General features: G+C 62.8%; 14 protein-coding genes. 8 read left to right on the top strand and 6 right to left on the bottom strand.

The window, feature by feature from the left end; all coding sequences use genetic code 11:
* Nucleotides 1–226: 226 nt before the first annotated feature.
* Nucleotides 227–535, bottom strand: coding sequence for a helix-turn-helix transcriptional regulator (locus NBH21_RS19035; RefSeq protein WP_250912924.1), 309 nt, complete (start codon nucleotides 533–535; stop codon nucleotides 227–229).
* An 85-nt stretch (nucleotides 536–620) separates the two neighbouring features.
* Here NBH21_RS19035 and NBH21_RS19030 point away from each other — a divergent pair, with 85 nt between their 5' ends.
* Genes NBH21_RS19030 through mnhG form a run of 6 tightly spaced genes read left to right on the top strand, consistent with a single transcriptional unit; the run spans nucleotide 621 to nucleotide 6,651 of the window.
* Complete coding sequence (locus tag NBH21_RS19030) at nucleotides 621–3,542, top strand: monovalent cation/H+ antiporter subunit A (RefSeq protein WP_250912963.1); 2,922 nt, start codon at nucleotides 621–623, stop codon at nucleotides 3,540–3,542.
* Nucleotides 3,542–3,880, top strand: a complete 339-nt coding sequence (locus NBH21_RS19025; RefSeq protein ID WP_250912925.1) for a Na+/H+ antiporter subunit C — start codon at nucleotides 3,542–3,544, stop codon at nucleotides 3,878–3,880. The genes NBH21_RS19030 and NBH21_RS19025 overlap by 1 nt, the downstream gene beginning before the upstream one ends.
* Complete coding sequence (locus NBH21_RS19020; RefSeq protein ID WP_250912926.1) at nucleotides 3,877–5,505, top strand: monovalent cation/H+ antiporter subunit D; 1,629 nt, start codon at nucleotides 3,877–3,879, stop codon at nucleotides 5,503–5,505. The genes NBH21_RS19025 and NBH21_RS19020 overlap by 4 nt, the downstream gene beginning before the upstream one ends.
* Nucleotides 5,505–5,981 carry a Na+/H+ antiporter subunit E gene (locus NBH21_RS19015; protein ID WP_250912927.1) on the top strand — a complete coding sequence of 159 codons (477 nt, stop codon included), beginning with the start codon at nucleotides 5,505–5,507 and terminating at the stop codon, nucleotides 5,979–5,981. Before NBH21_RS19020 ends, NBH21_RS19015 begins: the two co-directional genes overlap by 1 nt.
* Nucleotides 5,978–6,259, top strand: a complete 282-nt coding sequence (locus tag NBH21_RS19010; protein WP_250912928.1) for a K+/H+ antiporter subunit F — start codon at nucleotides 5,978–5,980, stop codon at nucleotides 6,257–6,259. Before NBH21_RS19015 ends, NBH21_RS19010 begins: the two co-directional genes overlap by 4 nt.
* Entirely contained in the window at nucleotides 6,256–6,651 is a 396-nt protein-coding gene (gene mnhG / locus NBH21_RS19005; RefSeq protein ID WP_250912929.1) for a monovalent cation/H(+) antiporter subunit G, read from the top strand. Before NBH21_RS19010 ends, mnhG begins: the two co-directional genes overlap by 4 nt.
* Before the next feature lie 224 nt (nucleotides 6,652–6,875).
* On the opposite strand, the gene NBH21_RS19000 is transcribed toward mnhG, so the two are convergent.
* A complete protein-coding gene (locus tag NBH21_RS19000; protein WP_250912930.1) occupies nucleotides 6,876–7,922 on the bottom strand; it encodes a hypothetical protein in 1,047 nt (348 codons plus the stop codon).
* Between the two features lie 163 nt (nucleotides 7,923–8,085).
* Nucleotides 8,086–9,132, bottom strand: a complete 1,047-nt coding sequence (locus NBH21_RS18995) for an ornithine cyclodeaminase (protein ID WP_250912931.1) — start codon at nucleotides 9,130–9,132, stop codon at nucleotides 8,086–8,088.
* A 155-nt stretch (nucleotides 9,133–9,287) separates the two neighbouring features.
* On the opposite strand from NBH21_RS18995, the gene NBH21_RS18990 reads away from it, so the two are divergent.
* Complete coding sequence (locus NBH21_RS18990) at nucleotides 9,288–9,725, top strand: Lrp/AsnC family transcriptional regulator (protein WP_250912932.1); 438 nt, start codon at nucleotides 9,288–9,290, stop codon at nucleotides 9,723–9,725.
* A gap of 66 nt (nucleotides 9,726–9,791) precedes the next feature.
* Here NBH21_RS18990 and NBH21_RS18985 read toward each other — a convergent pair whose 3' ends face one another.
* Nucleotides 9,792–11,690 (bottom strand): bifunctional sugar phosphate isomerase/epimerase/4-hydroxyphenylpyruvate dioxygenase family protein, encoded by a 1,899-nt coding sequence (locus NBH21_RS18985; RefSeq protein ID WP_250912964.1) that lies wholly within the window; start codon nucleotides 11,688–11,690, stop codon nucleotides 9,792–9,794.
* Nucleotides 11,691–11,804: 114 nt separating this feature from the next.
* Here NBH21_RS18985 and NBH21_RS18980 point away from each other — a divergent pair, with 114 nt between their 5' ends.
* Nucleotides 11,805–12,509 carry a TetR/AcrR family transcriptional regulator gene (locus NBH21_RS18980; protein ID WP_250912933.1) on the top strand — a complete coding sequence of 235 codons (705 nt, stop codon included), beginning with the start codon at nucleotides 11,805–11,807 and terminating at the stop codon, nucleotides 12,507–12,509.
* Here the strand turns inward: NBH21_RS18980 and aroQ are convergent.
* A complete protein-coding gene (gene aroQ, locus NBH21_RS18975; RefSeq protein ID WP_250912934.1) occupies nucleotides 12,487–12,924 on the bottom strand; it encodes a type II 3-dehydroquinate dehydratase in 438 nt (145 codons plus the stop codon). The genes NBH21_RS18980 and aroQ overlap by 23 nt on opposite strands.
* Nucleotides 12,921–13,790 carry a shikimate dehydrogenase gene (locus NBH21_RS18970; protein ID WP_250912935.1) on the bottom strand — a complete coding sequence of 290 codons (870 nt, stop codon included), beginning with the start codon at nucleotides 13,788–13,790 and terminating at the stop codon, nucleotides 12,921–12,923. The genes aroQ and NBH21_RS18970 overlap by 4 nt, the downstream gene beginning before the upstream one ends.
* Between the last annotated feature and the right edge of the window lie 74 nt (nucleotides 13,791–13,864).

Raw genomic sequence — 13,864 nt, 5'->3', positions numbered from 1 at the left:
GCACTCCTTCTTTATCCGCCGCTCATAGCGCGCGGAGGACCGCCGATGGTAGGGATCAAGCATCGCTTGGATATTGTCGAAGATGATGCAGTATCCCTATGGCACCTGAGGCCCGTAATGGGCCTCTTCCGAGCTTATATTCCAGAAGCGTTATGTTCACTGTTGTCTAGATCCTGCCCAATAGCGGACGGTCTGGCACCGGCCCCCCAGCCCAAATGCCCTGACCTTACCCCTCCGCCCCGCTCTTCGGGCAAATCCCGACATTGCCACCCTCCAGGCAGACGAAGGAGACCCCGCCGTTTTCGAAGGCGAGGCGCAGTTGTGCTTCCGTGGAGCGGTGAACGTTGTGGCGCTCGCCCTCATAGTCGCGGATGGTGCCTCGGGAAACGCCCGAGCGATCCGCCAGATCGCTCTGCGTCCAGTCGAGGAACCCCCGCGCCGCGCGACAGAGGGCAGGTGTCAAAAACGTCTGGCGGTCTGCTTGACCCATCGTTCGATTCTGCCCATAATGGTCAATATAGATCATATATGGCATTTTTGCCCGCATGGCTAGAGGCGCAGGACATACCCTCCTCGGGCACGCGCGGGCCCTTCAAAAGTAAAGGAACCGGGGCATTGGGATAACGTTGGAACCGTATTTCCTGCTGGTCCTGTTGATCCTGCCTTTCGCCGGAAGCCTCATCTCGGTTTTTCTCCTGAATACGCCATCGCGGGTCCTGCCCTCCTGGGTTGCAGGCTCGGCGGCTCTCACTTCCCTGCTGATCGTTCTTCTCGCCTATCCCGCCATCTCCGGCGGCGAGCCGCTCCGCTTCGAGGCGGAATGGGTTCCGCAGCTCGGGCTTGCCTTCAAGCTCCGAATGGACGGTTTCGCATGGATGTTTTCCGTGCTGATCACCGGCATCGGCTTTCTCGTCATCGTCTATGCGCGTTATTACATGTCGGAAGAGGATCCGGTTCCGCGGTTCTTCTCCTTCCTGCTTGCCTTCATGGGCGCGATGCTCGGCATCGTCATTTCGGGCAATGTCATCCTGCTGTCGGTCTTCTGGGAACTGACCAGCATCTTCTCCTTCCTGCTGATCAGCTACTGGCACAACGCGGCTGCCGCCCGCGACGGCGCGCGCATGGCGCTGACGGTTACCGGCATCGGCGGCTTCTGCCTGCTGATCGGCCTGTTGATCCTCGGCAACATCGTCGGCAGCTACGATCTCGACAAGATCCTGCAGTCCGGCGACCTGATCCGCGGCCATTCGCTCTATGTGCCGGCGCTGGTGTTCATCCTGCTTGGCGCCTTGACCAAGAGCGCGCAGTTCCCGTTCCATTTCTGGCTGCCCAACGCCATGGCGGCGCCGACGCCCGTCTCCGCCTACCTGCATTCGGCGACCATGGTGAAGGCCGGGGTCTTCCTGCTCGCACGCTTCTGGCCGGCGCTGGCGGGAACCGAAGAATGGTTCTGGCTCGTCGGCAGCGCCGGCATCATCACCCTTCTGCTCGGCGCCTATTTCGCCATGTTCCAGCAGGACCTCAAAGGCCTGCTCGCCTATTCGACCATCAGCCATCTCGGCCTGATCACCACGCTTCTCAGCCTCGGAAGCCCGCTTGCGACCGTCGCGGCAATCTTCCACATGCTGAACCACGCGACCTTCAAGGCCTCGCTGTTCATGGCCGCCGGCATCATCGACCACGAGACCGGAACGCGCGACATCCGCAAGCTCTCCGGCCTCTACCGCTTCATGCCGATGACGGCGCGGCTCGCCATGGTCGCGAGTGCGGCGATGGCGGGCGTGCCGCTGCTCAACGGCTTCCTCTCCAAGGAGATGTTCTTCGCGGAAGCTGTGCAGACCCATGCCGACTCCTTTCTCGACACCATGCTCCCCTATGTGGCGACGCTGGCGAGCGCGTTTTCCGTCGCCTATTCGCTGCGCTTCATCCACACGGTCTTCTTCGGCCCGCCGCCGGTCGGGTTGCCGAAGGAAAAGCCGCATGAGCCGCCGCGCTGGATGCGTTTCCCGATCGAGTTTCTCGTCCTGATCTGCCTCGTGGTCGGCATTGCGCCCGCCATTTCCGTCGGGCCGTTCCTTCTCACCGCCGTCTCGAGCGTGCTCGGCGAGCAGACGCCGGAATACGACCTTGCGGTCTGGCACGGCTTCAACCTGCCACTGGTGATGAGCATCATCGCGCTGGTCGGCGGCACCGCGCTCTATTTCACCTTCCGCAACTATCTGGCGCGCTGCGAGGACGGACCGCCCTTCCTGCGCCGGCTCAAGGGCCAGCGCATCTTCGAGCGCGTTCTCGTCGAGGTCTCCTGGCACTGGGCGCGTCAGGCGGAAAAGCGGATCGGCACCCGCAATCTGCAGCCGCAGCTGCGCTGGGTGGTGGCCATGGGCTTCTTCGCCGGCCTCCTGCCGCTCTATCTTTCCTCCTTCGAGCCGCGTCCCTTCGTCTTCACCGGCGTCGACCCCACCTTCGGCGCGCTCTGGCTGATCGGCATCTGCCTTGCGATCGGCACCGCCTTTCTTGCCAAGTATCACCGTCTCGCGGCGCTGGTCATGCTCGGCGGCGTCGGGCTGATCGTGTGCATTACCTTCGTCTGGCTTTCCGCGCCGGATCTGGCGATCACCCAGCTCCTCGTCGAGATCGTCACCACGGTTCTCATCCTGCTCGGCCTGCGCTGGCTGCCGAAGCGCTCGGAGGATTTCGACGAAACGATCACGCTGCGCGCCCGTTTCCGCCGCTTCCGCGACCTGGCGCTCGCGGTCGTCTGCGGCGTCGGCATGACCTTCATCGCCTATGCCTCGATGACGATGCCCGTGCCTGACGCCATCGCCAACTACTTCCTCGAAAACGCCTATTCGCAGGGCGGCGGACGCAATGTCGTCAACGTCATCCTGGTGGACTTCCGCGGCTTCGACACGCTCGGCGAAATCACCGTTCTCGGCGTCGTGGCGCTCACCGTCTTCGCCCTGCTCAGACGTTTCCGCCCCGCCGCAGACAGCATGGCGATGCCGGAACAGCAGCAGATCCAGAACCGTCTGGACGAGGAGCGTGAGGGCCGTTCGGCAGGCGATACGGTCAAGGACTACCTGTTCGTGCCCTCGGTCATCATGCAGTGGCTGTTCCCGGTGATCATCGTGTTCGCGGTCTATATCTTCATGCGCGGCCACGACCTACCGGGCGGCGGCTTCTCGGCCGGGCTGACGCTGTCGATCGCCTTCCTGCTGCAATATCTTGCGGGCGGCACGCGCTGGGCGGAAGATCGCCTGCGCATCCTGCCGCTTCGCTGGATGGGCATCGGCATGCTGACCGCAACCGCCACCGGCGCGGGCGCATGGCTGCTCGGCTATCCGTTCCTGACCTCGCATTTCCGCTATCTCGAGGTTCCGCTGATAGGCAAGGTTCCCGCGGCAACCGCGCTGCTGTTCGACCTCGGCGTGTTCACACTGGTCGTCGGCTCCACCGTCCTCATCCTCGTGGCACTCGCGCACCAGTCCATCCGTATCAACCGCCTTCACGCGGCTGAAATGGAAAAGGCGAAGGAGGCCTGATGGAGATTATCCTTTCGATCGCAATCGGCGTCATGACCAGCTGCGGCGTCTGGCTGATCCTGCGCCCGCGCACCTATCAGGTCATCATCGGCCTCTCGCTGCTCTCCTATGCGGTAAACCTGTTCATCTTCGGGGTAGGCGGGGTCAAATCGAACCTGCCGCCCATTCTCGATGAAAGCGCCTCGACCACGATGATCGCCGATCCCGTGCCGCAGGCGCTGGTATTGACCGCTATCGTCATCGGTTTCGCCACCACCGCGCTCTTCCTCGTCGTGCTTCTCGCCTCGCGCGGGCTCACCGGCACCGACCATGTCGACGGCAGGGGCGGTTCCAGATGACCGGCTGGACCCATCATCTCATCATCGCGCCGATCCTCATTCCGCTGATCGCCGCGGCCATCCTGCTCTTCGTCAACGAGCGCCAGCGCGTGACCAAGGCGATGATCAGCCTCGTCGCGACGATCATTCTCGTCGGTGTCGCCATCGCCCTGTTCGAGATCGAAAACCGCTCTAACGGTTTCGAGGGCGTCTATCTGCTCGGCAACTGGGCCGCCCCCTTCGGCATCGTGCTGGTGCTGGACGGGCTTTCCGCCCTGATGCTGCTTCTGACCGCAGTGGTCGCGATTGCAGCGCTCGTCTTCTCGCTTGCCCGCTGGCATGGCGTGGGCGCCCATTTCCACACCATGTTCCAACTCCTGCTGATGGGCATCAACGGCGCTTTCCTGACCGGCGACCTGTTCAATCTCTTCGTCTTCTTCGAGGTGATGCTGGCGGCCTCCTACGGCCTGCTGCTGCATGGCTCGGGCCCGCTGAGGGTGAAGGCCGGCCTGCACTATATCGCGGTCAACCTTGCGGCCGCATTGCTCTTCCTGATCGGCGTCAGCCTGATCTACGGCACCGCCGGCACGCTCAACATGGCCGATCTCGCAGCCCGCATTCCGCAGATCGAAGAGGACCGCCGCATGCTGATGGAGACAGGCGCGGCCGTGCTCGCCATCGCCTTCCTCATCAAGGCCGGCATGTGGCCGCTCTGCTTCTGGCTGCCGACGGCCTACAGCGCGGCTTCGGCACCCGTCGCCGGCGTCTTCGCCATCCTCAGCAAGCTCGGCATCTATATCATCCTCAGGCTCACCATGCTGCTGTTCGGCGAGGGGCCGTCCGCCGGCTTCGGCGCGAGCTTCCTTGTCTTCGGCGGCATTGCCACGATGGTCTTCGGCATCATCGGCGTGCTCGCCTCCCAGGCGCTCGGCCGTGTCGCCGGCTTCTCGGTGCTGGTCTCCTCCGGCACGCTGCTGATGGTTCTCGGCATCAATGACGGCGCAGTGTCCTCCGGCGCGCTGCTCTATCTCGTCTCCTCGACGCTGACGATCAGCGCCTTCTTCATGCTGATCGAGCTTGTCGAGCGCGGGCAGGATGCCGGCGCTGCCGTTCTCGCGGTCACCATGGAAGCCTTCGGGGAAGGCGAGGAGGGCGCGCCGGAAGAGGAGGAGGGCGTGACCATGCCGGGCACCATGGCGATCCTCGGCACCTGCTTTGCGGCCTGCGCCATCCTTCTGTCGGGCCTGCCACCGCTTTCGGGCTTCATCGCCAAGTTCGCCATGCTCTCGGCGATGATGGGAACGGGCGCCATCGGCGTGCCGCCGACCGCCGCCGTGTGGACGCTTTCGATCCTCGTCATCCTCTCGGGCCTCGCGGCGCTGATTTCCATGACCCGCGCCGGCATCCGCACCTTCTGGACGTCGATCGAGGGAACCGTGCCGCGCGTGCTGGTGATCGAGATCGTGCCGGTGATGTTCCTGCTGGCGCTCACCCTTGCGCTGACGGTGCGCGCCGGGCCGGCCATGCAGTACATGGATACGACGATCCGCACGCTGAGCAACCCCAGCATCTACATCGACGCAGTGACCAATGCCGCGGTGATGCCGGGGGTCGGCAACCGGTCCGGAACGGAGGAGGGCAAGTAATGTTTCCCTATCCCGTTCTCACCCTCTTTCTCGTCGTCATGTGGCTGCTGCTCAACGGCTTCACGCTCGGCCATTTCATTCTCGGCCTGATCGTCGCCACCTTCGCCTCCTGGGGCATGGCGTCGCTCCGGCCCGACAGGCCGAAGGTGAAGAAGTGGCACCTCTTGTTCAAGCTGCTCTTCATCGTCCTCTATGATATCGTCCGCTCCAATATCGGCGTCGCAAGTGTCATCCTGAGAGGCCACCCGGAGGGACACACGTCCTGCTTCATCACTGTTCCGCTGGAGCTGGAAGACCGCACGGCACTGGCGTTCCTGGCCGTCATCCTCACCAGCACGCCGGGCTCGGCCTGGCTCGAATACAATTCCAATGACCGCACGGTGCTCCTGCACGTCCTCGACGTCATCGACGAGGCGGCCTGGGTGAATACGATCAAGAACCGCTATGAAAAGCTGCTGATGGAGATTTTCGCATGAGCGCCATCATTATCTTCACCGCGGTCGCCATCGCCCAGCTGATGCTGGCGGCGGCCATGGCGATCGTCTCGGTGCGCATGTTCCGCGGACCGCGCGCGCAGGACCGGATCATCGGGCTCGATGCGCTCTATATCAACGCCATGCTGCTGCTCGTCACCTTCGGGATCGGAACGGGGCGGGTAATCTATTTCGAGGCCGCGCTGGTCATCGGCATGCTCGGCTTCGTCGCCACGGTGGCGCTCGCCAAGTTCCTGATGCGCGGGGAGGTGATCGAATGATACAGCCCGCAGCAGATATTCCGCTTGCCGTCGCCATCGGCGTCGCCTTCTTCCTGCTGCTCGGGGCGTCGCTGGCGCTGATCGGCGCCATCGGCTTCCTGCGGCTTGGGACCTTCTACGAACGCATCCACGCGCCCACCCTCGGCACCAGCTGGGGCATCGGCGGCGTGATGGTCGCATCCATGCTCTATTTCAGCTTCTCCCTGCAGAAGCCGGTGCTGCACGAACTCCTGATCGGCCTGTTCGTCACCGTCACCACCCCGGTCACCTTCCTGCTGCTCGCCCGCGCCGCCCTCTACCGCGACCGCACCGAAGGCAAGAACGGCGTGCCGGGCGGGATCGGCAAGGCTGCCGGCGAGCGGGCGGAGGAGGGGCCGGTGGAGAGGCTCTGAAGGGGGTGGGACGACGCTTTGCGCCTTCGTTACAGACGTTCCATGACCGTTCTTATCCACCCATAAATGGACATTACTCCCGGGATTACCGGAAAATGCGTTTAGCGAAAATCCGCGTCAAGCAATCCTGACGTGGTGGTTGCCCCCGCCCGCGCTCCGGCCTCTCCGATCTCGCCGCAGACTCAAACGGTAAAGGTGGCGAGGGGGTCTGGAAGTACGAACATCTATGCTGTCAATGCTCTCCAGTTATCCTTTAATAGGTCGTCACACGTTGTGTTGTGGAGGTAGCTGTCAGTCACCCGCGATTTCATGTGATGCCAAAGGGATTTCTTGATGTCCTCAAGAGCCGCCGCCGCGTTTTGCTGTGACATGCCGAGTGTGGTTCCATAGACCTGCTTTTCAGGGCCGTCGTCTTCGATCTTGAGAAGTTCCATATTCATAGCGCCGTAGGCAAAGCCCAAATAAACCACTTGTTCGGCTTCTGATATGGTTTTCCGCATGCGTGCAAGCATGGCGCGGTCATCCGACCGCTCGGTAAAGGTACGGAGCTGGTTCGCGATGGCTGGCAGGTTGCCGCCGTCAGCATCGTCACCGAAGGCAACGCCGTCACTGGGGTTGCCTTGCCAGGGCAGGCGGCCGACCTGCCCGTAAGGATGGATTATCTTTAAGTCCTGCATAAGCAGCTGAATTTCCTGAAGAGGCATACGCATATACGTCGAAAGCCAATTGGAAATGTAGTGTTCGAGGCACCGGTCGTAGTTGAAGGTGATGAAGCTCACGTTGTCGAAAACATACTCAATATCTGACCTCTGAAGCTGCTCGGTGAGCATCTGGCAAAAGGTATTCTGCCAGACCGATGGCATGTCCTTGAAGCCGAAATTCTTGCCGCTGCGGGGGTCGCCGTAGATGATGCTGCCCCGTTCAGCAGCAAGTATGCTTGAGGCAATGCCCAGCTTCCCCGCGAGGATAATATGCAGGTCGTCGGCGTGGGTATGCAGGTAGTTATCAATTGAAATGGCTTGTGACATGGCTGTTGCAACTTCGCGTCCGGCTCTGGTCAGTACCGAAATATCGCTGTTGCCGTTTACGTCCTGCGAAATCCGCGCCATTGCCTCGGCGATCCCAGAGTCGCCCGACACGAGCTCCTGTCCGTGCTTGAACGAGAAGCTAAGCCGTTTAGCAATTTCGTACTTCAAGCCGTCACCCACCGGCAAACGAAGGTTATAGCTGCCGCCAGCTCCTACGATGAAAACCGTCTTCCGCTTAAACATTCTTCGCTCCACGATCTGACGAATTCGTAGCATGGGCAAAGCGAGTCGCACAGCCAGCTGAACAGAACCGCCGACAGCCTGGAATGACTCATGGGGCTCGATCCGGACCTTCCGCTCCCGGCCCAAAAGCGGACTACAAACGCGCTTGCAACCCCACCCCTTCTCACCGCGCCCGCTGCAACATCCCGAACAAATCGCGCGGGTCGTCGGGGTCGGCGATGATGTCGATTTCCTGATAGAAATCGGTGCCCTTGAGCTTTTCGCGGACATAACGCAGGGCGGAGAAATCCTCGGTGGCGAAGCCGACCGAGTCGAAAAGGGTGATCTGGCTTGCGTCGCGCCGTCCCTCGGCCTCGCCGCGCACCACGCGCCAGAGTTCGGTCACCGGATAATCCGGCGCCATCTGCTGGATCTCGCCCTCGATGCGGGTCTGCGGCGGATATTCGACGAAGGTGTCGGCGCGGAGAAGAATGTCGCGGTGCAGTTCCGTCTTGCCGGGGCAGTCGCCGCCGATGGCGTTGATATGCACGCCGGCGCCGACCATGTTGTCGGTGAGGATGGTGGCGAACTGCTTGTCGGCGGTGCAGGTGGTGATGATCGCGGCACCCTCGATGGCCGACTGCGCCGAGGTGCAGGCGGTGACGCGCAGGCCGGACCCTTCGAGATTGCGGACCGTCTTTTCCGTTGCCCGGCGGTCGATGTCGTAGAGCCTGACTTCCTCGATGCCGAGCACGACCTTCATCGCCAGCGCCTGGAATTCGGCCTGCGCCCCGTTTCCGATCATCGCCATGACCTTCGCCCCCTTCGGCGCGAGATGACGCGCCGCCATGGCCGAGGTCGCCGCCGTGCGAAGCGCGGTCAGCAGGGTCATTTCGGTCAAAAGCACCGGATAGCCGGTCGAAACCTTCGCCAGCAGGCCGAAGGCGGTCACCGTCTGCAACCCTTCCACCTTGTTGCTCGGATGGCCGTTGACATATTTGAAGCCGTAGAGGACGCCGTCGGAAGTCGGCATCAGCTCGATCACCCCTTCGCGCGAATGGGAGGCGATGCGCGGCGTCTTGTCGAAACTCTCCCAACGGCGGAAATCCTCCTCGATCACATCCGTCAGCTCGACAAGCATCGTCTCGATGCCGACGTGATGGACGAGGCGCATCATGTTCTCGACGCTGACGAAGGGAATGAGAGCCTTTTCGGAGGGCGATTGCGGCATGGACGGTTCCTTGGCTTGGTCAAAGCCCAGGTTAGCAAGATGCCTCCGCTAACCGAAATCGCAAAACCATGTTGTTTTTGCCAGAAATATGAGCAAATTGTATAGTAGAATTGTCAATATTGCCAAAATCCATCCATAAAGCCGGGAGCGAACCCATGAGCGTCGCCAAATACATCCCCGACGAACTCGACCGCCGCATCATCGCCCATCTGCGCATCGACGGGCGGGCCTCGCTCGCCAAGCTTTCCGATGCGCTCGGCGTGGCGCGCGGCACGGTGCAGAACCGGCTGGACCGGCTGACGGGGACCGGCACGCTGCTCGGCTTCACGGTCCGGGTGCGGGAGGATTATGACGACCGCTCGGTGCATGCGGTGATGATGATCGAGGTGATCGGCAAGTCGACGACGCAGGTCATCCGCAAGCTGCACGGCATCCCCGAGATTTCCTCGCTGCACACCACCAACGGCAACTGGGACCTGATCGCCAATATCCGCGCCGGCAGCCTCTCCGATTTCGACCGGGTGCTGCGCGAGGTGCGCATGATCGATGGTGTCTCGAACAGCGAAACGAGCCTGCTGCTCAGTTCCGTCTGAACTGTCCCGGTAACCCGCCGGAAGGCAAGGCGGCTCTCAACGGCCGGATTGCCGGCCGCTTCTGCCTCACTCCCTCGGCATGCCCTCGGGCCGGAACAGGCGTCGCTGGGCTGCGATGCGGAAGGGGGCGTTCATCGCGCCGTAGCCGCCGTAATTGCCGCGCCGCTCGACGATCTCGAAGAAGAAGCCCTCGCCGAAGGTGCGGCTGTAGATCTGGAAATACTCACCGCCCTCGTCGCGGTCGTAAAGAATGCTTGCGGCCCTCAGCGCGTCGGAGAAATCCGGCTCCAGCCCGAACCGGGCTTCGAGATCGTCATAATAGTTGCGCGAGATCGGCAGCGCCTGAAAGCCTAGTGCCGTCAGGTTTCGCGCCGTGACGAAGATATCGTCCGTGGCGAAGGCGATGTGCTGGATGCTGGTGCCGAAGCTCTCCGCCAGGAACTTGCCGGCAAAGGTCTTGCGGCTGTCCGCACCGTTCATGGTCAGGCGGAAGCCGTGACCGTCGAGGCTTTCCACCGCCTGACTGCGCACCAGCCCGCCCGGATCGACCACGTCGACCATCGGGGTCCGCCGCGTCTCGAAGATCGAGGTGTAGAACAAGAGCCATGTCAGCATCTCGTCATAGCGCGTGGTCTGGGCGATATGGTCGATGCGGGTCAGCCCTGCGTTTCCGGCGGGTTTTGCATCGACGGGGGTAAACTCGTTCGTCCAGATCGAGGTGAGCGGCGGCGTGTCGTCGAGGAAATAGATGACGCCATTGCCCACGCCCTGGATCGCCGGAACCGCCACCTCGCCCTCATGGCGCGGCTCGGCAAAGACAGGAGCGCCAAGGGCTGCGGCCCTCAGCACCGTGGCCTCCGCATCCTCCACCTTCATTCCGAAGGCATAGGCATTGGCGCCGTGCACCGAATAGGAAGCGCCGGCAAAGCTGTCGCTGCCGATATCGCTGTTGATGACGATGCGGATGTCGCCCTGGGTGTAGAGATCCACCTTGCGGTTGAGATGGCCGCCGGTGCGGGCAAAGCCGAGGGAGGAGAGAAGCTCCTCCAGATTGGCCTTTTCCGAGGGGCCCGCGACGAATTCCACGAACTCCACGCCCCTGGCCGCCACACGCGCCGGCATGTCCGGCACCTCGATGCGGATATCGGGTTCCAGCCGCTTCACCTGATCCATGATGTAGACGAGCGAGCGATGGCCGTCCTCGGCAATCGCCCGGGCCGAGCCGCCACGGAACTGGTCGTTGAAGATCTCCAGCGACAGCGGCCCGTCATAGCCGGTCGCGGCGACGGCGCGCATGAAGTCCACCACCGGCAGGTCGCCTTCGCCCGGCATGTTGCGGAAGTGCCGGCTCCAGTAGAGCAGGTCCATGTCGATCAGCGGCGCATCGGCAAGCTGCACGATGAAGATCTTGTCGCCGGGGATCGCCCGGATGCTGTTGACGTCGATCTTGCGCGACAGCGTGTGGAAGCTGTCGAGGATGATGCCGATATTGTCGTGCCCGGCGCGGCGCACGATCTCCCAGGCGTCGCGGTGGTCGTTGATGTGGCGGCCCCAGGCCAGCGCCTCGTAGCCGACGCGCACGCCGTGTTTGGCCGCCCGCTCGCCAAGCTCGTGGAAATCGGCGGCCGCCCGGTCGATGCCGCCAAGCGAGATCGGCGAAACGTTGGAGCAGATCAGCATCAGGTCGGTGCCCAGTTCGCCCATGATGTCGAACTTGCGCTCGGCCCGGTCGAAGACGCGGGCGCGCTGCGGCTCCGGCATGCCCTCGAAATCGCGGAAGGGCTGGAACAGGGTGATCTCCAGTCCCTGATCGCGCGCCATGCCGGCGACTTCCCGCGGCGAGGCGTCGTGGGTGAGGAAATCGTTCTCGAAGATCTCGACGCCGGTGAAGCCCGCCTTGGCGATCGCCGCAAGCTTTTCCGGGAAATCCCCGCTGATCGATACGGTCGCTATCGAGGTCCGCATCTTCACGCGCTGTCTGCCTGTCTCGTAGCTGGCCATATTGCCTTCCTTTCCGGCTTTATGTACTAGTTAGTTAATACAAGGGCAGCCCGTGGCCAGCCCGGCGATGGATGGACGATGAAAGCGAACGCTGCGGCGAGCGACGGCAAGGAAGCCCGGGAACCCCGGCAGGCGAAACGCGATCCCGAAGGCGTTCGCCGCGATATCCTGTCGGTCGCGATGGAGGAATTCTCCCAGAACGGCCTTTCCGGCGCGCGGATCGATGAGATCGCGGCCCGCACGCGCACGTCCAAGCGCATGATCTACTATTATTTCGGCGACAAGGAGGGGCTTTACCAGCACGTTCTGGACGAGGCCTATGGCAAGGTGCGCGGCGGCGAAAGCGGGCTGGAGCTGGACGGGCTGGAGCCGGTCGCCGCCCTCGACAAGCTCTGTCGCTTCACCTTCGAGCACCACCGGCGCAACCCGGATTTCATCCGCATGGTGATGATCGAGAACATCCATCACGGCCGCCACATGCAGCTTTCCGAGACCATTCGCGGGCTGAACCGCCCGGCGATCGAAGCTCTGGAGGGGGTCTTGAGGCGCGGGAAGGAGAGCGGCGTGTTCCGCGACGGCGTCGACCCCCTGGAACTGCATTGGCAGATCAGCGCGCTGTCCTTCTTCAACGTATCGAACGCCGCCACCTTCGCATTCATCTTCGGCGATGGCCTGTTCACCCCTCAGGGACAGGAAACGCTGTCGCGCCACGCCGCCGACATGGTGTTGCGCTATGTGCTGAAGGCCGAACATATCGGCGCTATCGAGAAAGACGGCCGATGAGGTGGCGAAGCGCCATCTCGTAGCCTTCCACGCCGAGACCGGCGATCACGCCTTCCGCCCGCGTCGACACATAGGAATGGTGGCGGAAAACCTCCCGCTTGTGAATGTTGGAGATATGCACCTCGATCACCGGCGCCTCGAAGGTGTTGAGCGCATCGAGGATCGCGACGGACGTGTGGGTAAAGGCCCCCGGATTGATGACGATGCCGGCGGACTTGCCGCGGGCATCGTGGATCCAGTCGATCAGCTCGTATTCGCGGTTGCTCTGGGCAAAGAAGATTTCATGGCCCGCAGCCTGCGCAATCTCCCGGCAGGCCGCCTCGACATCCGAAAGCGTCTCCCGGCCATAGATTTCCGGCTGGCGCTGTCCCAGCAGGTTAAGGTTCGGACCGTTCAGGATGGTGAAAAGGCTCATGCATTGCCCTCCGCGGCACAGATTTCGTTGAAATGGGCGGTCATGCGCTCCGCATCCGGCTCGCAGCCGCAAAACAGTCGAAACGCCTCGACCGCCTGGAACACCGTCATGCCGCCGCCCTGCAGCGTGCGGCATCCCTTCGCCTTGGCCGTAGCCAGAAGCTCGGTGACGAGCGGCACGTAGACGATATCGGCCACCCAGTGGCGAGGCTCGAGAAGATCGGGCGAAACCGGAATGCCGGGATGGGCGAGCATGCCGATCGGCGTGGCGTTGATCAGCCCGTCCGCATGGGGCAGGGAGGATGCGGGATCGTCGACCGCAAATGCCCTGTCAGCGCCGAAGCGTCCGTTAAGGTCGGCGGCCAGCTTCTCGGCCCGCGCCCGGTCCCGGTCGAAGATGTCGAGCCGCTTGATCCCGAGCTTCAGCGCCGCATGAGCCACCGCGACACCTGCGCCGCCTGCACCCACCAGCAGGGCACGGTCGAGCTTCACATCCGGCAGTCCGCGCACGAAATTCTCGTGGAAACCGTACCAGTCGGTGTTGTGGCCGATGCGCCTGCCATCGCTGAAGACGACGGTGTTGACCGCACCGAGCATGCGGGCATCGTCCGAAAGCTCGGTGAGGAAGGGAATGACCGCCTGCTTGAAGGGATGGGTGATGTTGGTGCCGGCAAAGCCGCGCGCCTCCAGCTCGTCCAGCAGGTCGGGAAGGGCGCTGTCGGCCAGGTTACGGGCGGTCACGTCGACGATCTCGTAGATGTAGTCGAGGCCGTGGGCCGCACCCTCGCGCATGTGAAGCGCCGGTGATTTGGAACGCTGAATGCCGGCGCCGATCAGGCCGACGCGAAAGGATGTTTTCTCTGTCATGGTCCAGAACCGTTCGTTCGGCGTGGAGGAGGGCGGGGTGGTCCCCCGCCGGGTTTCATGGTCCGGGGGTCGGG

Source organism: Ciceribacter sichuanensis (assembly GCF_024055605.1).
Classification (GTDB): Bacteria; Pseudomonadota; Alphaproteobacteria; order Rhizobiales; family Rhizobiaceae; genus Allorhizobium; species Allorhizobium sichuanense.
The sequence above is the reverse complement of the archived record's forward strand: the minus strand, read 5'-3'. Positions and strand labels throughout refer to the sequence as shown.